The sequence below is a fragment of the Acidovorax sp. ACV02 genome (assembly GCF_014851475.1).
In the GTDB taxonomy this organism is placed as follows: domain Bacteria; phylum Pseudomonadota; class Gammaproteobacteria; order Burkholderiales; family Burkholderiaceae_C; genus Acidovorax; species Acidovorax delafieldii.
Genome location: NZ_JACUZU010000002.1, coordinates 531,355 through 550,946, shown reverse-complemented (window position 1 = coordinate 550,946; position 19,592 = coordinate 531,355). Strand labels below are relative to the sequence as shown.

18 protein-coding genes are annotated in these 19,592 nt (G+C 68.2%); 10 read left to right on the top strand and 8 right to left on the bottom strand.

Annotated features, from left to right (window positions below; all coding sequences use genetic code 11):
• Position 1: 1 nt before the first annotated feature.
• Both minD and minC read right to left on the bottom strand, forming a co-directional pair.
• The gene (gene minD, locus IB236_RS06420) at positions 2–817 is read right to left on the bottom strand and encodes a septum site-determining protein MinD (protein WP_056057067.1); all 816 of its coding nucleotides are present in this window, start codon (positions 815–817) and stop codon (positions 2–4) included.
• A 47-nt stretch (positions 818–864) separates the two neighbouring features.
• Positions 865–1,629, bottom strand: coding sequence for a septum site-determining protein MinC (gene minC / locus IB236_RS06415; RefSeq protein WP_056057065.1), 765 nt, complete (start codon positions 1,627–1,629; stop codon positions 865–867).
• 245 nt (positions 1,630–1,874) lie between these two features.
• Here minC and IB236_RS24460 point away from each other — a divergent pair, with 245 nt between their 5' ends.
• The 3 genes from IB236_RS24460 (at position 1,875) to IB236_RS06405 (ending at position 4,671) form a co-directional block, all read left to right on the top strand.
• Positions 1,875–2,003, top strand: coding sequence for a hypothetical protein (locus IB236_RS24460; protein ID WP_255505344.1), 129 nt, complete (start codon positions 1,875–1,877; stop codon positions 2,001–2,003).
• A 197-nt stretch (positions 2,004–2,200) separates the two neighbouring features.
• Positions 2,201–3,721 (top strand): hypothetical protein, encoded by a 1,521-nt coding sequence (locus IB236_RS06410; protein ID WP_192419499.1) that lies wholly within the window; start codon positions 2,201–2,203, stop codon positions 3,719–3,721.
• 26 nt (positions 3,722–3,747) lie between these two features.
• Positions 3,748–4,671: a DMT family transporter gene (locus IB236_RS06405; RefSeq protein WP_192419497.1), complete on the top strand. Its 924-nt coding sequence runs from the start codon at positions 3,748–3,750 to the stop codon at positions 4,669–4,671.
• Between the two features lie 102 nt (positions 4,672–4,773).
• Here IB236_RS06405 and IB236_RS06400 read toward each other — a convergent pair whose 3' ends face one another.
• Complete coding sequence (locus tag IB236_RS06400) at positions 4,774–5,286, bottom strand: hypothetical protein (protein WP_192419494.1); 513 nt, start codon at positions 5,284–5,286, stop codon at positions 4,774–4,776.
• Between the two features lie 59 nt (positions 5,287–5,345).
• Positions 5,346–6,488 carry an MFS transporter gene (locus IB236_RS06395; RefSeq protein ID WP_370539893.1) on the bottom strand — a complete coding sequence of 381 codons (1,143 nt, stop codon included), beginning with the start codon at positions 6,486–6,488 and terminating at the stop codon, positions 5,346–5,348.
• 66 nt (positions 6,489–6,554) lie between these two features.
• Between IB236_RS06395 and IB236_RS06390 the strand changes: the two genes are divergently transcribed.
• Positions 6,555–7,436, top strand: coding sequence for a LysR substrate-binding domain-containing protein (locus IB236_RS06390; RefSeq protein ID WP_192419791.1), 882 nt, complete (start codon positions 6,555–6,557; stop codon positions 7,434–7,436).
• Between the two features lie 117 nt (positions 7,437–7,553).
• On the opposite strand, the gene IB236_RS06385 is transcribed toward IB236_RS06390, so the two are convergent.
• On the bottom strand, positions 7,554–8,396 hold the full coding sequence (locus tag IB236_RS06385) for a PhzF family phenazine biosynthesis protein (protein ID WP_192419490.1): 843 nt from the start codon (positions 8,394–8,396) through the stop codon (positions 7,554–7,556).
• Positions 8,397–8,438: 42 nt separating this feature from the next.
• Positions 8,439–9,065, bottom strand: coding sequence for a CDP-diacylglycerol--serine O-phosphatidyltransferase (gene pssA / locus IB236_RS06380; RefSeq protein WP_056057700.1), 627 nt, complete (start codon positions 9,063–9,065; stop codon positions 8,439–8,441).
• 272 nt (positions 9,066–9,337) lie between these two features.
• On the opposite strand from pssA, the gene IB236_RS06375 reads away from it, so the two are divergent.
• Together IB236_RS06375 and IB236_RS06370 are read left to right on the top strand one after the other, a co-directional pair.
• Complete coding sequence (locus IB236_RS06375) at positions 9,338–11,290, top strand: acyl-CoA synthetase (protein ID WP_056743141.1); 1,953 nt, start codon at positions 9,338–9,340, stop codon at positions 11,288–11,290.
• A gap of 90 nt (positions 11,291–11,380) precedes the next feature.
• Positions 11,381–12,382: a tripartite tricarboxylate transporter substrate binding protein gene (locus IB236_RS06370; RefSeq protein WP_056742365.1), complete on the top strand. Its 1,002-nt coding sequence runs from the start codon at positions 11,381–11,383 to the stop codon at positions 12,380–12,382.
• Positions 12,383–12,470: 88 nt separating this feature from the next.
• On the opposite strand, the gene IB236_RS06365 is transcribed toward IB236_RS06370, so the two are convergent.
• Positions 12,471–14,543, bottom strand: a complete 2,073-nt coding sequence (locus IB236_RS06365) for an acetoacetate--CoA ligase (RefSeq protein ID WP_192419488.1) — start codon at positions 14,541–14,543, stop codon at positions 12,471–12,473.
• A gap of 106 nt (positions 14,544–14,649) precedes the next feature.
• Between IB236_RS06365 and IB236_RS06360 the strand changes: the two genes are divergently transcribed.
• From IB236_RS06360 to ubiM, 4 genes are all read left to right on the top strand, one after another.
• The gene (locus IB236_RS06360; protein WP_056057057.1) at positions 14,650–15,261 is read left to right on the top strand and encodes a TetR/AcrR family transcriptional regulator; all 612 of its coding nucleotides are present in this window, start codon (positions 14,650–14,652) and stop codon (positions 15,259–15,261) included.
• Positions 15,262–15,509: 248 nt separating this feature from the next.
• Positions 15,510–16,406: an alpha/beta fold hydrolase gene (locus tag IB236_RS06355; RefSeq protein ID WP_192419486.1), complete on the top strand. Its 897-nt coding sequence runs from the start codon at positions 15,510–15,512 to the stop codon at positions 16,404–16,406.
• A gap of 167 nt (positions 16,407–16,573) precedes the next feature.
• Positions 16,574–17,011: a hypothetical protein gene (locus IB236_RS06350; RefSeq protein ID WP_192419484.1), complete on the top strand. Its 438-nt coding sequence runs from the start codon at positions 16,574–16,576 to the stop codon at positions 17,009–17,011.
• Between the two features lie 179 nt (positions 17,012–17,190).
• A complete protein-coding gene (gene ubiM / locus IB236_RS06345) occupies positions 17,191–18,477 on the top strand; it encodes a 5-demethoxyubiquinol-8 5-hydroxylase UbiM (RefSeq protein WP_192419482.1) in 1,287 nt (428 codons plus the stop codon).
• A 100-nt stretch (positions 18,478–18,577) separates the two neighbouring features.
• On the opposite strand, the gene IB236_RS06340 is transcribed toward ubiM, so the two are convergent.
• Positions 18,578–19,492 (bottom strand): class I SAM-dependent methyltransferase, encoded by a 915-nt coding sequence (locus tag IB236_RS06340; protein ID WP_370539886.1) that lies wholly within the window; start codon positions 19,490–19,492, stop codon positions 18,578–18,580.
• Between the last annotated feature and the right edge of the window lie 100 nt (positions 19,493–19,592).

Here is a 19,592-nt window from a genome sequence, read left to right as displayed (position 1 = left end):
GCTATTTGCTCCCGAACAGGCGTTTGAAGAAGCCGGGCTTTTCGGCGTCAATGAAACGCAGCGGCTTGTCCTGCCCCAGGAAGCGGTCGATCACGTCCTTGTATGCCTCGCTCACATCGCTGCCCTGCGCGTGGATGGCGGGAGTGCCCTGATTGGACGACTGCAACACCACTTCCGACTCGGGAATCACGCCGATCAGTTTGATGCGCAGGATGTCCTGGATGTCTTCCAGGCTCAGCATCTGGCCGTCCTGCACGCGGCTGGGGTTGTAGCGCGTGATGAGCAGGTGTTCCTTGATGGGCTCGCCGCCGTCAATCGCACGCTTGGTCTTGCTGCCCAGCATGCCCAGGATACGGTCGGAGTCGCGCACCGAAGACACCTCGGGGTTGGTCACCAGCAGCGCCTCGTCGGCGAAGTGCATGGCCATCAGGGCGCCGCTTTCGATGCCGGCAGGCGAGTCGCAGACGATGTATTCAAAGTCCATCGCGGCCAGGTCCTTGAGGACCTTCTCGACGCCATCTTGCGTGAGCGCATCCTTGTCGCGTGTCTGGCTGGCGGCCAGCACAAACAGGTTGTCGCACTGCTTGTCCTTGATGAGCGCCTGGTTCAGGTTGGCCTCGCCATGGATGACGTTGATGAGGTCGTACACCACGCGGCGTTCGCAGCCCATGATGAGGTCCAGGTTGCGCAGGCCGACGTCAAAGTCGATCACGGCGGTCTTGTGGCCGCGCAGGGCGAGGCCGGTGGCAAAGCTGGCGCTGGTGGTGGTCTTGCCCACGCCACCTTTGCCGGAGGTCACGACGACGATTTTGGCCATGTGTTGCTGATTCTCTGTGGGGTTGGTACGAATGGGGAATGAAGGGGTCAGGCCAGCGGCTCAATGAGGAGCTTCTCGCCTTCCAGCCGCACCTGGGCCGGCTTGCCGCGCACATCGGCAGGCAGCTCGGTCTCGGTGGTGCGGTAGATGCCTGCGATGGAGACCAGTTGCGGCTCCAGGCAGGTCGAAAAGATGCGGGCTTCCGTGTTGCCCCGCGCACCGGCAATTGCGCGGCCACGCAGCGGGGCATAAACGTGGATGTTGCCATCGGCAATCACCTCGGCGCCAAAGCTCACCACGGCCATCACCACCAGATCGGCGCCGCGCGCATAGACCTGCTGGCCAGAACGCAAGGGCTTGTCCACCACCACCGTGCCGGGGCCGGGCATGGGCACTTCGCGTACCACTTCCACCTCGACTTCGCGGATCACCTCACGCACCACCTCCTGCACCGGCGCTGGCGCCTCGGCACGCGCGGGAGGCGCGTCGGGTGCTGCGGCCAGCCCCGCGGCGCGCGCGGCCTCCATCTGGGCAGTGCTGCCGCCGCGCACGGCCACGGGCAGGGTGTTGTGCTGGCGCAGCGCGGCTGCGATGGCGGCAAAGTCGATGGGTGCTTCGGCCTCACGCACGGGCGCCAGGTCGATCAATACGGGGTCGTTGTCAAAAAATCCCGGGGCGTCGGCCACGCGCTCGGCCAGATCGGCTACGAACTGGGCGGCGTCGGTGGTCTTGAGCAACACCGCCACCACTGGCAGCGAGGCGCTCTTGAGGTCAAAGCTGGAGCGGGACTGCGCCGCCGTCGTAAGGGCCATGAGGGGGGATAGGAAAAAGGAGCGCGGTAACCTGTTTCAGAAGGCGCAAAGTGTACCGTGGGTAGGTGTAAGCGCCTGTTCAACCTCCTCCGGCAGTGGCCTGGCGGCACCGCACCGGGACCGCACGCACGCACGCAGCGTCCCTTGGATGGTTTCAACGCCCTCCACCCGAAAACACACAGCGACTTCCTCGTCGTTTCCTGGTTGGCTAGCTGCTGAGCCTCGCCAAAACACTGCCCGGCCAAGTGGGCGAAAGCACGCAGCTGCTGCCGGTGCCATCGCTGGGCTTGGGTGAAGCCTGGAGCTGGCAGTTCAGCGACTTTGCCCGGGGCGCGCTGCTGGGACAGTCGCTGAAGGCAGGGAGATCGGGCTGATCCACCGACACGACGGGCCGATATTTGTATCAAACTGTACTGCAGCGCTTATTTGTTCGGCACTCACAGCTATCCTTTTGATAGTCAGAGGTCCAAAACTATCTGGCACCCGCAAGCGGGGAAAGACCTTCACAAAGGTTGCAATCTCCCGCTACGAATACGAGAACACGACTTCACACTTCCAAAAAGGAGCATGTATGCATGACAACACCTTGACCCTTGCCCGGGAAGGCGCCTACCGACGGGGCGCTCGAACCATGCGCACCGTGCGCACCGCATTGGCGCTAGGCGGTGCAGCACTGGCCTTGACAGGCTGTGGAGGCGGGTCGTCATCCGACGCGCCTCCCCCAACCCCCCTGGCCGCCCCGACAAACTTCGAAGTCAGGCTCAGCAGCCTCGAATACCTGCGCTGGGACGCCACGCCCGGCGCCACCCGCTACGAACTGCATGCAGACCCCGACGGCTCGGGGCCGCTGACCGAAGCCAAGCTGGCCGACTACAACCCTGCCACGGGAACCGGCTTTCAATACGTTGCCGTCGGAGCTTCCGAAGTGCAGGGCACCATCTACGGCCGCGATGTGCTCAGCCTGACGGCGCGCCTCAACGCGAGCTACCGGCTGCGCGCCTGCGACGCCAATGGATGTGGCGCCTTTTCCACGCCCCAGTCGCTGGACATCGTCAACGGCGTCAGCCACGAATTCGCCTCTGGACGGGTGCCTTTGAGGTCGTCGCTGGGCGCCGATTTTGTCCCCAGACTATCCCAGGATGCGCTCACGCTCGCCATCAGCTCCCCGAGCATTAACGCCGCAGATTCCGTGGTGTACGTGTTCACGCGCGGCAGCAGTGCGCAGCCGTGGCAGCAGCACGCTGTCTTGCGCAACGACCAACCCAATTTTGGGGGCCAGATCGCGTTGTCGGCCGATGGCGGCACACTGGCAGTGCAGGTCAGCGGGCCGACGGGCAGCGGCAGCAGCGCCACCAAAGCGGTCGTGTACCTCTACCAGCGCAGCGGCAGCACCTGGAACCTTCAGGCCCAGGTCGAAGCTCCCAGCGCCCCGGCGGCCTGCGCGCAGCCCTGCAGCAGCAGTTTTGCCAGCCTCTTGGCCCTGTCAGCAGACGGTAACCTGCTGGCCGCATCTGTGAGCTTCAGCACGGCGTCAGGCGTGGCCACCTACACCCGCAATGCAGGTGCCTGGACGCCCCAGGCCTTGGTGGAGTCGGGAGGCAAGTTCGTGTCGTCCATGGCCCTGTCGAGCGACGGCAGTACCCTGGCCATGAACGAAGACGGGTGGCGTCTCGGCGACCTGAGAACCGCCAGCACTCCGGCGGTGCGGGTGTTTGCCCAGCAGAGCAATGGCACCTGGACCCAGCAGGCGCGCCTGACGGCCGGTATCGTGAGCAGCACTGATATCACGGGCCTGGTGTACAGCAACCTCGCGCTGTCCAGCGATGGCAGCACCCTGGCCGTGCACGCGAGCAACGTGCCGGGACATTCCACCACCGAGCTCGACCTCAAGCCGTCCGATTTGACCTGCCCGGGCCTGGCTGCGGACGGCTGGTACATCGGGCTGTACTCCCGCAGCGGTGGTGCCTGGCAGCGACAGACCGCCGTGTCCCGCGGCCTGAGCGGCACCTGGGCACTGGCTCGCGACGGCAACGCCCTGTTCTACGGCAACGCGCAATTCACCCGCAGCGGCGGTACCTGGACCTGCCCTTAACCGCGTGATCCTCGAAACACCGCACGATGCACCGTGACCGCAAGCCCCATCTCGACGCCATCGCCATTTCCCTGCTGCTCGCCTGCTGCATGTTCTGGGGCTTCCAGCAGGTGCTGGTCAAGGCCACAGTGGCTGAGGTGGCGCCCGTGTTCCAGGCCTTTGTGCGCTTTGCGCTGGCCACGGTCGCGGTAGCGGCCTGGTGCTTGTGGCGTGGTGTAGGCATTTCCGGCGCGGGCGAGCCCGCCGGGGCCACGCGTGCCGGACTGCTGGCGGGGGCGTTGTTTGCCGGCGAGTTTGCGTGCATCTACCTGGGGCTGCAGTACACCACCGCCTCGCGGCTCACGGTGTTCTTGTATGCATCGCCCTTCTGGGTGGCACTGCTGCTGCCGCGTTTCATCCCCGGTGAGCGCCTGCAGGGCTGGCAGTGGCTGGGCTTGGCGGCGGCATTTGTGGGCGTGGGGCTCGCGCTGGGCGACGGGCTGCTGGGCCATGCCAGCGCGGCGCTGCCCAAAGGCTGGCTGGGAGATTTGCTAGGACTAGCCGCAGGCCTGATGTGGGCACTGACCACGGTGGTGATCCGCACCACGCCGCTGGCGCGTGTGGCCCCCGCCAAGCAGCTTTTCTATCAAGTGGCGGTGAGCACGGCCGTGCTGCCAGTGCTGTCGCTGGGCCTGGGCGAGGCCTGGGTCTGGCAGTTCAGCGGCTTTGCCTGGGGATCGCTGCTGGTGCAGGCGCTGGTGGGTGCGTTTGTGAGCTATCTGGCCTGGATGTGGATGCTGGCGCACTACCCGGCGACCAAGATCTCGGTGTTTGTGTTCCTCACGCCGGTGTTTGCGCTGCTATTTGGCGCGCTGTGGCTGGGTGAGCCCGTGACGCCCGGGCTGGTGGCGGCGCTGGTGCTGGTCGCAGCGGGCATCGTGCTGGTGAATCGGCGGCCTGTGGTCGCGTAGTACCCGTAGCAAAAGAGATTGCATAAAAACATCCCCTAACGCCTGATCAAAAAGCACTAGCAGCTGCAATTTTGATAGCAACTCGTGTGCTGGCGGGTATCGTCAGCCAACCTGACTCAGTGCATACCGTGTATCCAGCAACACCTGAATGCGCACACCCAGCGCGGCGCCTTCATCGTCCTCCAGCCGTGTGAACTGCTGGGTCCAAGCCTCAGATTGCGCAAAATTCGGGAACCGGGGCGGTTCGCCCCACAGCCAGTCCGGGTGGGTGGCCCGGGGGCTTCGGCCGAACACGTGCAGGTGCATCTTGCGGTGCAGTGCGGGGGTTTTCGGCCCCTGGGGATGGGCCAGCGGGTTCAGCGCGTTGTTGCCCGCCTCCCAGTAGTTCAGGCAGCCTCCGGCGAGCTGCGGCAAGGTGTCGAGCATGGCCCGGCCCGTTGCGGCCACCAGGCATGACCAATGTGCCAGCTCTTCGGGCGTCAGCTCGCTGCGTTCCCAGACGGGGCGCGGCGGGTGCACCAGCACATGCCCGCCATCGCTGCGGTGGTTCATGGGCCGCGCGGGCAGGTCGACCGTGCCACCGGCACAGCGGATCAATGTGGTGTGGATGTCCAAGGGGAGTTCTCCAAAAAAAGAGGATTTGTGAGAAAAAGCGATGGTCGATGCGCAGACGATCAATCGCCGCGCGGCGCCCAGCAGGCGATGGCCGTGGCCGACAGCAGCAAGGCTGCGACGCCATACACCCAGGCGGACGGCGCAATGGGCAGCAGCACACCCGCCAGCACCGGGCCCGCACCGGCGCCCAGGTCCCGCCACACCGACCGCGTCGCCAGCGCCTGGATGCGCTCCGGCCCCGGTGTGCGGCGCGCGACCAGCGGCGGCAACAGCGGTAGCAGCAGGGCCCGCAAAATCACGATGGCCAGGGCGCTGGTCCACAGCCACCCCAGGCCAAAACCCACCAGGGCCAGCGACGTGAGCACCGCAAAACCCACGAGCAGCACTTCGGCGCCATAGCGCTCGGCCAGGTCGCCACCCACCACACTCAGCGCGATCTCGGCCAGATAGCGGACCGACAGCAGCATCCCCGCCACAACCACCGGATGGCCTGGCAGCACATCGCGGCCCAGGTACGACAGGCCGATGATGAACAGGCCGTCCAGCACCAACCCCTCAACGAACGAAAAGCGGTCCAGGCGACCCGACAACCTGTCCCAGCGCTTTGGCGATGGCGGCAGAGCATGCGGCTGGGCGGGCAAATGCCGCGTGGCCAGCAAGGCGCACAACGCGACGGCGGCAAACACCCAGAAGATCGCCCGGGGCTCCCACCACAGCGCGCAGACACCCCCCGCAGGCAGGGCCAGCATGGGCCCCAGCGCTGCAAAGGCGCGCGACTGCCCGGCGCGTCGCGCTGCGCCCACAGGCTCGCCCGTGGCCAGCGCCTGCGTCGCGAGGTTCAGCGCCGCAAAGGCCAGGCCCCACAGCAGCCGCAGGCCCAACAGGGCGATGAAGCCCCTGAGGGTGGCGTACCCCAGCGCACACGCGGCGGCGGCCAGCACGGCCAGCGAGCAGGTGAGGCGCTCGCCATGGCGGGCATAGAACCGCGCCACCGCCCCGTAGCCCGCAATGCGCACAAGGCGGTTTGCGGCCAGCAGAATGCCCGCCTCGAACAGGGAGACGCCAAACGCCGGGGCAAACATCGGCAGCAGCAGGTAGAGCACCGTGTCCCCAGGCAGTGCAAGGCCCAGCGCCAAGGCGGCGCAGCGCGAGTGGTGGGCTGAGGCCAAGGTGTTGTCCGAAGGCTGTGGCATGGCCCGCATGGTGCGCGGCAGTGCCGGGGGCGACAAACGATATTGCTGCGCGCCATGCGTGACAAAATTGCACGCATGCCACCCCGCCTGCCCCCGCTGAATGCCGTCCGCGCCTTTGCAGCAGCGGCGCGCCACCAGAGCTTTACCCGCGCCGCGCTGGAGCTGCACGTCACCCACAGCGCCATCAGCCGCCAGATCAAGGCGCTGGAATCCCACCTGGGCGTGGAGCTGTTCGAGCGCAAGACCCGGCAGGTGCTCCTCACCGCGGCGGGCCACCAGTTCCACGCACAGGTCGGGCCTGCGCTCGCGCAGATCGGCGCTGCCGCCCAGTCGCTGCGGGGCGATGCCGGGCTGCGCAGCGTGAAGATCAATGTGCGGCCCAGCTTTGCGGTGCGGTGGCTGATCCCCCGGCTGCCGGGTTTTGTGGCCCAGCATCCGGACATTGAGCCCCAGGTCATCACCAGCACGCTGGCGCCGGACCATGCCACCGAGACCTTCGACCTGGCCCTGCGGCGCGGCCCACGCGGTTGGCCGCCGGGCATGCAGGTGCAGCCGTTTCTGGAGGACGAGGCGCTGGTGGTGGGCGCTCCTGCCCTGTTCGCCCAGCGCCCGGTGGCGCAGCCCGAGGCGCTGTCGGCCCATGTGCTGCTGCTGTCCAAGTCGCGCAGCAAGGACTGGGAGAGCTGGAAGAAGCTGGTGAACGCGCCAAGGCTCCAGCCCGCCAGCTGCCTGCAGTTTGACCACCTGCACTTTGTGCTGCAGGCCGCCGTGGATGGACTGGGCTTTGCGGTGGCCCCGGTGTCGTTGATCACCCACGACCTGGCCTCGGGGCGGCTGGTGTCGCCCCTCCCCACCTTGCGGCTGCCGCTGACGCGGCACTACCTGGGCATGGCGCCGGACCCGTCACCGGAGACGCTGCGTTTTGTGCAGTGGCTCCAGGAAGAGATCAGCGCCTGAGCGGGAGGCCGGGCAGGGCGCACAGAGCCCCACGTGCTCGGCTTGCCCGATTTCTGCACAAATCGGGCGGTAGCGCTAGTGAATCATGTGCCAGCAGCTATATTTTCAATAGCGAAATCATTCACCATCGCCCATCCACCGTGCCGTTCCCGACACGCGGATGGAGCTGCCAGCCACCGGCCCGATCTCGGCCCGCAGGCGCGAGCGCATACCCATGTCTTCGCCCTGCACCACGTCAATGGCACCGCCGTGCGGCCAGCCCAGGTCGCGCAGATAGCCCGCCAGCGCGGCCGTGGCAGCACCCGTGGCCGGGTCTTCCAGCACGCCGCCCGACGCAAAGGCATTGCGGGTGTGCAGCAGCCGGTCGGACTCCACCCACACCAGCACAAAGGTGACCAGCTTGGCGTTCACCATCAGCGTGCGGCCAACGTCCAGCGCGTAGTGCATGGCCGCCAGTGCCTCGCGACTGCGCAGCGCCAGCACCAGGTGGTCCGCACCGCCGTGGATGAGCGCGGGCGGAATGCGCGGGTCCAGATCGACCGCACTGAGGCCAAACAGGGCCAGCGCATCGGCCAGCAGCGCCGCAGGCACAGGCCCGCTGCGCGTGGGGGGCGACTGCAGCGCCGCCTGCACCAGATCGCCCGCGCGGCGGCCTTCGACCGTGATCTCGGCCTGGCTCAGCGACAGCGCAAACACGCCGTCGCCCTCGCGCTGCGCGAGCGCGGCGCCCAGGGCAATCGTGGCGTGGCCACAAAAGGGCACCTCGCTCTCGGGCGCAAAGTAGCGCACCCGCCAGCGGCCATCGCCCAGCGGGGCGGCGAACGCGGTTTCAGAAAAACCGACCTCAGCGGCGATGCGCTGCATGTCTGCGGGGCTGGGCAACGCGTCACCGATCCATACACCGGCGGGGTTGCCGCCCTGGGTGCCGTCGGAGAACGCTGCGATTTTTTGGAGTGCCATGGTGTTCAACATCCACAAAGAAAGGACGCGCTAGCCAGCGGCTCAGAGCTTCGGAATGCGAATCCGGCTGATCATCAGCGACCCCGACACCGCAAACAGCAGCACCAGCGGGTGCAGCGTGAAGCCGCCGATCAGCAGCTTGCCAAACCACAGGTTCTCGCGCACTGCGCCCAGCCAGGCGGCCAGGGCCAGCAGGCCCACCAGCACGATGGAGGTGGGGATGGGGGTGCCCTCGAAGTATTTGACCTTGCCATCGTCGCCCGACAGCGTTTCGGCCGTGACGTTGTAGCGTGCCAGGCGCGACACGCCGCAGGCCACAAAGTAGGCCAGCACGATGCGGTCGTACAGGCCTTGCATGCCGCAGCCATAGGCAATGATGGCCGGGGCCACGCCGAACGAGATCACATCCGCCAGCGAGTCCAGCTCGCGGCCCATGGCCGAGCTTTTCTGGCGCCAGCGGGCGATGCGGCCGTCCAGCACATCAAAGATCAGCGCGGCCAGCACCAGGGCACATGCAAAGTACACATGCACCACATTGCTGGTCTCCAGGTACGACATGACCGAGAACAGCGCGCCCACGCCGCAGACCGCGTTGCCCAGCGTGAACCAGTCGGCCAGGTGGAACTCACGGATCATCGAAAAACGTTTGGGCGGCTGCGGTGTGTTCATGAAGTAAAGGCGCGCAGCGGGGCGCGCAGTGGAAATCAACAAGGTCCATTATGGGTGTGCTGCAGCGCCACCAGCGCGTCAAGAGCCTGTTGTCCATCGCGCAGCGGATCGCCTGTATGCCCTGAAAACCTGCCCTGACATCTGCGTGACTGCTTTTGCGCTGGCACACGGACAGACTGTGGGCAAGCGGCGGTCGCCGCCAGGTAGGACGACGCCGCATATGTGCACCGTCGGTGACCGACCTGATTCCCCACAAGACCCGAGACAACCCCATGCGCCACCCCTCGTTGCCCCCCCTGCACAGTCCTTTTGCCCCGGGCGCCCCGGTGCGCAGCCTGCAGGATGTGGAACGGCTCGAAGCCCGCCCCCTGGCCGAGGCGCTACCGGTGCAAAGCACCTACGAAATTTTTGTGAATTCGGCGGCGGCGTTTGGCGACAAGACGGCGCTGGCCTTTTTGCCCACCGCCGACCCGGCTGCCGAGCCCATCCGCTGGTCGTATGCGCAGCTGCTCACCGGCATCCACCAGACGGCCAACCTGCTGCACCACCTGGGCGTGGGCCCGCAGGACGCCGTGGCCGTGCTGCTGCCCGGCTGCCTCGAATACCACCTGGCCCTGTGGGGCGGCGAGGCGGCGGGCATCGTGCAGCCGCTCAACCCCATGCTCACCGACGAGAAGATCGCGGCCATGATGACCTTGGCCCGGGCCAAGGTGCTGATTGCCTACGGCGGCGAGGGCGACCTGGGCTACTGGAGCAAGGCCCTGCGCCTGCGCGCCCTGGTACCCACCCTGACCACGGTGCTGCGCGTTGCTCCGCACGATGAGGCAACGGGTACCACGCCCGCCCTGCCCCCAGGCGTGCTCGACCTGGCCGCGCGCCACCAGCAACCGGGCGACCACCTGGTAAGCGGCCGCCGCATTGTGGCCACTGACATCGCCGCGTACTTTCACACCGGCGGCACCACGGGTGCGCCCAAGCTGGCGCGCCACAGCCACGGCGCACAGGTGTTCACCGCCTGGGGCAGCGTGCAGATGCAGGGCATACGGCCCGAGGACGTGGGCATCAACGGCTACCCGCTGTTCCATGTGGCGGGCGTGCTGCCCGGCTCGCTGGCGGCGCTGTCGGCAGGGGTGGAGACCATCATCCCCACCACCGGCCTGTTCCGCAACCGCGAGGTGATTGCGAACTACTGGCGGCTCGTGGAGCGCTACCGCTGCACCTACCTCTCGGCCGTGCCCACGGTGCTGGCGGCGCTGGCCAACGTGCCGCTGGATGGGGCCGACATTGCCACGCTGCGCTACTGCCGCACCGGCGCGGCCATCCTGGCGCCCGAGCTGGCGGCGCGGTTTGAGCGTCTGTTTGGCCTGCACATCCACGAAAGCCTGGGCATGACGGAAATGGCGGGCATCTCCACCATCACCCCACCGGGCGTCAACGCGCCCGCAGGCTGCGTGGGCTGGCGGCTGCCGTACACCCAGCTGCGCGTGGTAGCGCTCGATGCGCAGGGCAACGCGTCCGACCAGGACCTGCCGCCCGGCCAGCCGGGCATGGTGCTGTTCCAGTCGCCCAACCTGTTCTCGGGCTTTCTCGACGCAGCCGACACGGCCAAGGCGTTCACGCAGGACGGCTGGCTGGCCACCGGCGACCTGGGCTTTGTGGACGAGCAAGGCCGCCTGCACCTGAGTGGCCGCTCCAAGGACCTCATCATCCGCAGCGGCCACAACATCGACCCCAAGGTGATCGAGGACGCGCTGGGCGCCCACCCCGCCGTGCAGCTGTGCGCCGCCGTGGGCGCCCCCGATGCCTATGCGGGCGAGCTGCCCGTGGTCTACGCCACGCTGGTGCCCGGTGCACCGGCGGTGACCGAGGCCGAACTGCTGGCCTTCACCGCCGAACGCGTGGACGAGGCCGTGGCCCGCCCGCGCTGGGTGCAGGTGCTGCAGACCATGCCCGTGACCAACGTGGGCAAGATCTACAAGCCCGAGCTGCGCCAGCGCGCGGCCTGCCACACGGTGCAAGCGCTGGTCGATGGCGTGTGCGGACAAGCCCCAGGCAGCCCCTGCCCCCAGGTACAGCCCGAGGGCGACAACACCGTGCGCGTGACCGTGGCCCCGGGCCCCGACGCCGACGCGCTGCAGACCCGCCTGCGCGAAGTGCTCGCGCCCCTGCCCCTCACCGTGCACGTCACCACCGGCCCCGCCCCAGGGAGCCCCCAGACCGCATAGGCCCATGGCGTGACAGCCAGGCCCCGGCCCGCCACCATGCATCGCGGAGCCCGCTGAGTGATTTTTATAACCATGACAGGAGACAAACCCATGCCCTTCCACGCCCTGACCCGCCGTTCCTGGCTCGGCGCCGCCGCGCTGGCCGCTGCCACCGCCTGCACCGGCACCGCCGCCTGGGCGCAGGCCGCCTATCCCAACAAGCCCATCAAGGTGGTGGTGCCCTTCGCCCCCGGCGGCGCCACCGACGTGCTGGCGCGCGTGCTGGCCGAGAAGATGGCCGTGGGCCTGGGCCAGCCCATGGTCATCGACAACAAGCCCGGCGCGGCCGGCATCATCGGCACCGACGCGGTGGCCAAGGCCGCACCGGACGGCTACACCCTGCTGCTGGCGCTGAGCAACTCCATGCTCACCAACCAGTTCCTGTACACCAAGCTGCCGTACAGCCCCGAGAAGGACATCGCGCCCATCTACCAGATCGCCATCGCGCCCCTGGTGCTGGTGGCCCACCCCAGCGTGCCGGTGGCCACGGGGCCTGAGCTGCTGAAATACATCGCCGCCAACAAAGGCAAGGTGGCCTATGGTTCGTACGGCACGGGTGCCTACCCGCACCTGGCCGGCGCGTACATGAGCCAGTCGCAGAACGCCGACATGAGCCATGTGGCCTACCGGGGCGAGGCGCCCATGGTGCAGGACCTGCTGGGTGGGCAGATCCAGATTGCTTTTGCGAGCGCACTGCAGGTCAAGGCACACATCGACGCCGGCAAGCTCAAGGCCATTGGCGTGAGCGGCGAGCGCCGCATGGGCACGCTGCCCAACGTGCCCACGCTGGGCGAACAGGGCCTGAACGACGAGGCCTACCGCGTGGCGGGCTGGCTGGCGTTTGGAGCCCCCGCAGGCACACCGCCCGCCATCCTGGAGCGCGTTGCGGCCGAGGTCCGCAAAGCCACCGAGCATCCCGATGTGGCCCAGCGCATCACAGCCATGGGCTTTGACGTGCAAAAAAGCTCACCGGCTTTGTTCACCACGGCCATGAACAAGGAGCGCCCGGTGTGGGAGCGGCTGATCAAGGCATCGGGGGCAAAGCTGGACTGACCCCCTGGGGCGCAGCCCGCCTCGGTGTCGCACTCAACCTTGTATCCAAACAAGGCGCTAGCGCTTATTGAATAAGCGCTAGCAGCTATTATTTTTGGAGCGCACTCGCCCGCTGCGCCGCAAACGCCACATACCAGTCCAGACACCCCGGGTTGGCCATCGCGTCCTTGTTGACCACCTTTTCGATGGGCTGGCCCAGCAGCAGTTTCTTGATGGGCAGCTCCTGCTTCTTGCCGCTCAGCGTGCGCGGCACCTCGGCCACGGCAAAGATGTCGTCGGGCACAAAACGCGGGCTTAAAGCGATGCGCACCGCGCCGTTGATGCGGGCGCGCAGGGCATCATCGAGCACGCTGCCGGGGCGCAGCACCACAAACAGCGGCATGTAGCTCTCGCGGCCCAGGTACTCCAGGTCCACCACCAGGCTGTCGAGCACTTCGGGCAACGATTCGACCGCGCTGTAGATCTCGCTCGTGCCCATGCGCAGGCCGTGGCGGTTGATGGTGGCGTCAGAGCGGCCATAGATCACGCAACCGCCGTTGGCGCCGATCTTGAGCCAGTCGCCATGTCGCCACACCGCGCCCATGCTCGCGGGGCCATCGCCACCGCCGGGCTGGCGGCCGTGGCCTGCGGGGTACATGTCGAAATAGCTCGACAGGTAGCGGCTGCCGTCCTTGTCGCCCCACAGAAACAAAGGCATCGACGGGATGGGCTGCGCGCAAACCAGCTCGCCCACCGCGTCCTGCACGGGGCGGCCCTCGGCGTCCCAGGACTCCACGGCCGCGCCCAGCATGCGGCATTGCATCTCGCCGGGCACCTGGGGCATCTCGCGGTTGCCGCCGATGAAGGCGCCGCAAAAGTCGGTGCCCCCGGATATGTTGTTCCACCAGATGTCGCGCGTGCCAATGGCCTCGAACTGCGCCGTGCCCCACTGCTGCACCTCGGGCGACAGCGGCGAGCCCGTGGTGCCCAGCGCGCGGACACGCGTGAGGTCGCCGTAGTCGGTGAGCGTGATGCCCGCCTTCATGCAGTTGGCAAAGAACGCCGCGCCCGCGCCGAAGAAGGTCACGCCCGTCTCGGCCGCAAAGCGCCACAGCACGCCCCAGTCCGGGTGCTCCTTGCTGCCGCCCGGGTTGCCGTCGTAGATCACGCAGGTGGTGCCTGACAGCAGGCCGCTGAGCTGCGCATTCCACATCACCCAGCCGGTGGAGCTGTACCAGTGGTAGCGCTCGCCAAAGCTGTTGGCCTCGTAGCTGCAGCCGATGTCGTTGTGCAGCACCTTGAGCTGCAGCGCCACCAGCACCGTGCCGCCATGGCCGTGCACGATGGGCTTGGGCAGGCCGGTGGTGCCGCTGGAGTAGACGATCCACAGCGGGTGGTCAAACGGGAGCCACATCGGCTCGAAGGCAGCCGTTTCTGCATCGTTTTGGGCGGTAGCGCTAGTCCAGCTTGCCCAGCCTGCTATCGAAACAGAAGCATCCAGATTGCCCAGCAGCACCGCGTGCTGCACGCTGGGCAGGGCCTCGCGCAGCTCGGCCAGCACGGGGCGGCGGTCGTGGTCGCGGCCGCCATAGCTCACGCCGTCCACGCCGATCAGCACCTTGGGCTCGATCTGGCGGAAGCGGTCGAGCACCGCATGCGTGCCCATGTCCGGCGCGCAGATGCTCCACACGCCGCCGATGCTCACCGTGGCCAGGAAGGCGATCATGGCCTCGGGCACGTTGGGCAGGTAGGCAGCCACGCGGTCGCCGGGCTGGATGCCCTGGGCCTGGAGGTGCAGCGCCAGCGACGCTACCTGGCGGCGCAACTCGGGCCAGCTCAGCTCGCGGTGCTGGCCCTTTTCGTTGCGGCTGATGATGGCGGGCAGGCCCGCCGCGTGGGCGGCATCCACATGCCGCAGCGCCTGGCGTGCGTAGTTGACCTGGGCACCGGGGAACCACAAAGCGCCGGGCATGGTGTTCTTCGCCAGCACGGCCGTGTGGGGCGTGGGCGACTGCAGCTGGAAGTAGTCCCAGATGCTCTGCCAGAAGGCGTCGAGGTCGGTGGTGGACCAGCGCCACAGCGCGTCGTAGCTGTCGAACTGCAGACCGCGCTGGTCGCGCAGCCAGTTCTGGTACAGGCGGATCTGGGGAATGTAGGGCGGGGTGTTGTGTGTTGTCTCCATGGCGACGCAGCGTACCAGCGGCGCCCGGCAGAGGCCAGCCACACCCGTCGCCCGGTTGACAGCGCGGGGATTGCCTTGTTTCGCACAATCGTGCTAAATTGCAGCCATGGACGCCAAAACCCAGAAAGCCGAACTCACCCGCGCCGCCATCGTCGGCGCGGCGCTGGACCTGGCTGCGGCCGAGGGGCTGGAGTCGATCACGCTGCAGGCCGTGGCGGACCGCGTGGGCCTGTCCAAGAGTGGCGTGTTCTCGCGGGCCGGCTCGCGCGAGGCGCTGCAAAAAGCAGTGATCGAGGAGTTTGGCCGCCGCTTTCTGGCCGACGTGTTCGTACCCGCCATGCAGCAGCCCAAGGGCCTGCCGCGCCTGCAGGAGATCCTGCGCCGCTGGATTGCCCGCACGCGCGACGTGGAGGCCTTCACGGGCTGCATCTACACCGCAGGCGCCTTCGAGCTGGACGACCGCGAGGGCGAGCTGCGCGACCTGCTGCACGCTGAAATCACCCGCTGGCGCGCCGCATTGCGCCGCACCGTGATCCAGTCCATCGAGGCCGGGCACCTGGCGGCCGACACATCCCCCGACCAGCTGGTGGGCGAGATCTATGGCCTGATCATGGGCTTGTTGCACGACGTTCGCTTCCTGCGCGATCCGCAGGCAGTGGCACGCACCGAGGCGTCCTGGGCGCGCCTCGTCAAGAGTTATCTCCCCTCCCCCGCTTGATACGCGGTGGTGTGCCAGGGAGTGCTCTTGTTTTTTTATGCCCCAATTTCGCACAACCGTGCGAAGAAAGGAACCACCATGTTGATCATCCTGGGCATTGCCGCCATTGCGGCCGCAGTGGGCGCCATCCGGTCGCTGCGCAGCACCCTCACCAGCCTCCCGCGCAGCAACCGGGACTGGATCTTTTACTGACCGTCCGCCCGGTCCACCTCCCCCATCTACCCCCATCTCCCTCCTGGAGTCCCACCATGAACACCTCCCCATCCGCCGCGCTGCAGGCCACGTCCAGCTTCTACGGCGAGCACCCCGGCATGCGCCTGCTGCGTGTGGCGCTGGGCACGGCCGAACGCCTGTGGCCCACCTTGGCCGTGCGCGCGGCCTACCGCTTGTTTGGCACGCCCCTGCCCCTGCGCAAACCGGGCCGCAGCGCGGTGCCACCGGGCCACTGGCGCACGGAGCGCCTGGCGTTTGAAGACGCCGAGATCACGCTGTACCTGCCCCAGGCCCAGCCGCACGGCCCCACGGTGCTGCTGCTGCACGGCTGGGGCGGGCATGCGCGCCAGATGCTGCCGCTGGCCGACGCCCTGGCCGCCCGCGGCCTGCGCCCGGTGCTGGTGGACCTGCCCGCACACGGCGGCAGCCGGGGCCGCGTGAGCAACCTGCCGCAGTTCGCCCGTGCCATCGAATACGCCACCGCCCGCCTGCACGCGCAGGACTCGGCGCCCCACGCCGTGGTGGCCCATTCGCTGGCGGCCAACGCAGCGGCCCATGCGGCCAGCCGGGGCCTGACCACCGGGCGGCTGGTGCTGCTGGCGCCGCCCGCCTCGCCGCACGAATACACGCGCCTGTTCGCGCAGGTGTTTGGCCTGTCCGAGCGCACCCGCGCCGCCATGCAGCGGCGCATCGAGGCGCGCGAGGGCATCCTGATGCGACAGTTCGAGCCCCCCGCCGTGGGCCCGCGCATTGCACTGCCCACGCTGGTGGTGCACGACCGGGGCGACCGCATCAACCGCTTTACCGACGGCGAGGCGTACCGCGACCACATTCCGGGTGCCGCGCTGCTGGCCACCGAGGGGCTGGGGCACCGCAAGATCCTGCAGCAGGCGGAGGTGCTGCAGGCCGTGGCCGACTTTGTGGCGGCGTAAGCGTCGGCCGGTGGTGGCAGACAGGTCGCGCGACCCGCGGGAATCAGCCGGAAACAGGCAGCCTCTATCATCCGCACTCGACCGCCTTCCTGGAGGCGCCCTGCCGATGAATCGCTGGTGCCCGCACCAGCGGCCCCTGCTGCCTGTTGCTACCTGCCGTGTCTCCCATGTCCACTCTCCTGTCCGCCTGGCCCGCCCTGGTCCTGTTGTTGCCCGCGCTGTGGCTGGTGTCGGCGATCGTGTTCCTGGCCAAGGGCAACCGGCGGGCGTTTGCACAGCTGATGGCCCTGCTGGCCTGTTTTCTGATCGGCGCGCTGCTGATGGAGTTCTTCACCTTCATGGGTGCCCTCATGGCCCGCTCGGGCAGCCAGCACGCCACGCCCACGCCCACGCTGGGCACCGGCACGCGCCAGTTGCTGGAGACCATTGCCAACCCGCGCTCCATCACCGCACCACCACTGTCGCTGGCGGCTTTTGCGGCGTACAGCATCCCGGCGGGCTACCTGTGGCTGCTGGTCACCTGGATGCTGCACCTGCGCGGCAAGAAGGCAGGCCCGGCCAAAAAGAAGTCCAGCAAAACCCCGCGCAAGGCAGCCAGAGACTGAGTTTCGATTGTTTTAGCCCCCAGGCGCTAGAACCATATGCCTGAGCAGCTATTAATTAGATAGCACCACCACGCCATGGCTTGACGCAGGGCAAAGCGTGCCCAGACCCGCCCGCCCACAATGGCGCGCGGCCTCCCCGACCCGGGGCGGGCCCCTTGTCACCCTGTATTCATCCCGCCATGACCACCCACCACAGCGACGTGCTCATCGTCGGCGCAGGCCCGGCGGGCCTGTCGCTGGCCATCTCCCTGGCGCAGGCCGGGTTCACCGCCACCGTGGTGGAGCAGCAGGGCGACCGCGCACTGGCCCAGCCCGCACCTGACGGCCGCGAAATCGCCCTCACCCACCCCAGCCGGGCAACGTTGCAGCGGCTGGGCAGCTGGGCGCACCTGGCCAACCACGAGGTGGGCCAGATTGCCGAGGCCCAGGTGCACGACGGCCCGCTGGGCCGCCACAGCGCGCTGCAACTGAACGCGGCCAGCGGCACCCACGGCGATGTGTCAGCTCCCGGCGCCCTGGGCTTCATCGTGCCCAACCACGCGCTGCGACGCACGGCCCACGCGGTGGCTGCGAGCACCCCGGGCGTGCGCCTGCTCACCGGCACCCAGGTCACCCGCGTGGCCGCGCTGCCCGGCCATGCCGAGCTAGACTGCGAGCCCTCCCACACGGGCCCTGGCGACCACGCCACGCCCCAGCGCCTCACCGCCCCGTTGCTGGTGGCCGCCGACAGCCGCTTCTCGGCCACGCGCCGCCAACTGGGCCTTGGCGCAGACATGACCGACTTTGGCCGCACCGTCATCGTCTGCCGCATGCGCCACGCCCTGCCCCACGGCAACGTTGCGCACGAATGTTTTGGCTACGACCGCACACTGGCCGTGCTGCCCCTGCCCGATGACCCACAGACGGGACAAGCGCTGTGCTCGGTGGTGGTCACGGCGGGCGCGGCCGACGCGGCCGCGCTGATGGCCCAAAGCCCCGAGGCTTTTGCCACCCAGGTGCAGGCCCAGTTCAACGACCGGCTGGGACCCATGGCGCTGGTGGGCGAACGCCACGCCTACCCGCTGGTGGCCGTGTACGCCCAGCGCTTTGCGGGCCACCGCTGCGCGCTGCTGGGCGACGCCGCCGTGGGCATGCACCCGGTCACGGCGCATGGCTACAACCTGGGGCTGGCGGGGGTGGAGCGGCTCACGGCCGCGCTGGTCAGCGCCCGCCAGCGCGGGCAGGACATTGGCAGCGCCGACGCCCTGGCCCCCTACGCCCAGGGCCACCACCGCCACGCCTGGCCCATCTACCAGGGCACCAACGCCATCGTGCGCCTGTACACCGACGCCCGCCCGGTGCCCCGCCTGCTGCGGCAACTGGTGCTGCAGGGCGCGCGGCGCCTGCCACCGCTGCAGGCGGCCATCGTGGGGCAGCTGACGGGCCAGCCACCCCAATGGATGCGCGCACTGACGCTCAGGCCGTAGCCAACCTCTGCAACGGGCGCGACCCACGCCAGCGCCACCGTGGAACTGGCTTTGCAAGGCCACCGGTGGCGTCCCCCTCAGGGGGAAGACGCGAAGCGGCTCAGGGGGGGCCGTCCCTTACCCCCAGCGTGGCCAGACCATACAGCGGCGCACCGAGCCAGGGGCGCCACCACATGTCCATGGCAATACCGGCCCAGCCGTAGCCCTCCGCCACGCTTTGCTCGCGCAGCAACTGCAGGCGCGGGTGCACGGCCGCCAGCTCTGCCATGCGGCCGACCCCCCACCGAAACTCCGCGCCCGTAGGCCCCACGCTGGCGTGGCGGGCCGCGCAACCCACGGCCTGGCGCGTCATCACATCCAACACCATGCGCGAGCCCGGCGGCGCGTGCTGCGCAAACTCGGCCAGCACGGCATGCACCTGCGCGGGTGGCAGGTACATCAACACGCCCTCACACACCAGCAGCACCGGGGGGTCGGTGCGCTGCGCGGGCAGCCCGAGCCGCTGCCACCAGCCGGGTTGCGAGAGGTCCAGATCGGCATGGCGCATGCGCGGGCACTGCGGCGGCAACAGGGGCTTGCGCAGCGCCATCACCGGGGGCAGGTCTGCATCAAGCCACTGGTTGGCCCCCGTGTCCAGCCACTGAAAGTGGTGCGTGAGGCCACACCCCAGGTTGACACCCAGGGCCTGCGGGTGCTCGGCAAAAAAGGCGCGCCCCGCCTCCTTGATGGCGCGGGTGCGCCACAGCACATGCAGCACCGTGGGCAGGTCGTCCAGGGTGCTGCTCACATCGGCACCCAACTGGGTCAGCAAGGCCTGGGCCACGGCATCGTGGCAGTCGAGCCAGGGGAAATAGCGCCCGCCGTGGGCACGCGCGGCCAAAGGGATGAGCAAGGTGCTGAGCACGGGGGGCAGCTGCGCGCGCTGCAGCAGGCTGCCGGTGCGTTGGAGCGCACGCGCCGGTGGCGCAGGGCTGCGCGGCGATCGGGCAGGGCGTCTGGTGGGGGACTGCGGCACGGGGCGCTCCTCCAGTGGCTGCGGGCGCCACGGTTGCGTGGGATGCGGTGTGGCCCAGGGCAAGGGCCTTAGAGCCTCTTCAACAGGTTCTTGGACCATT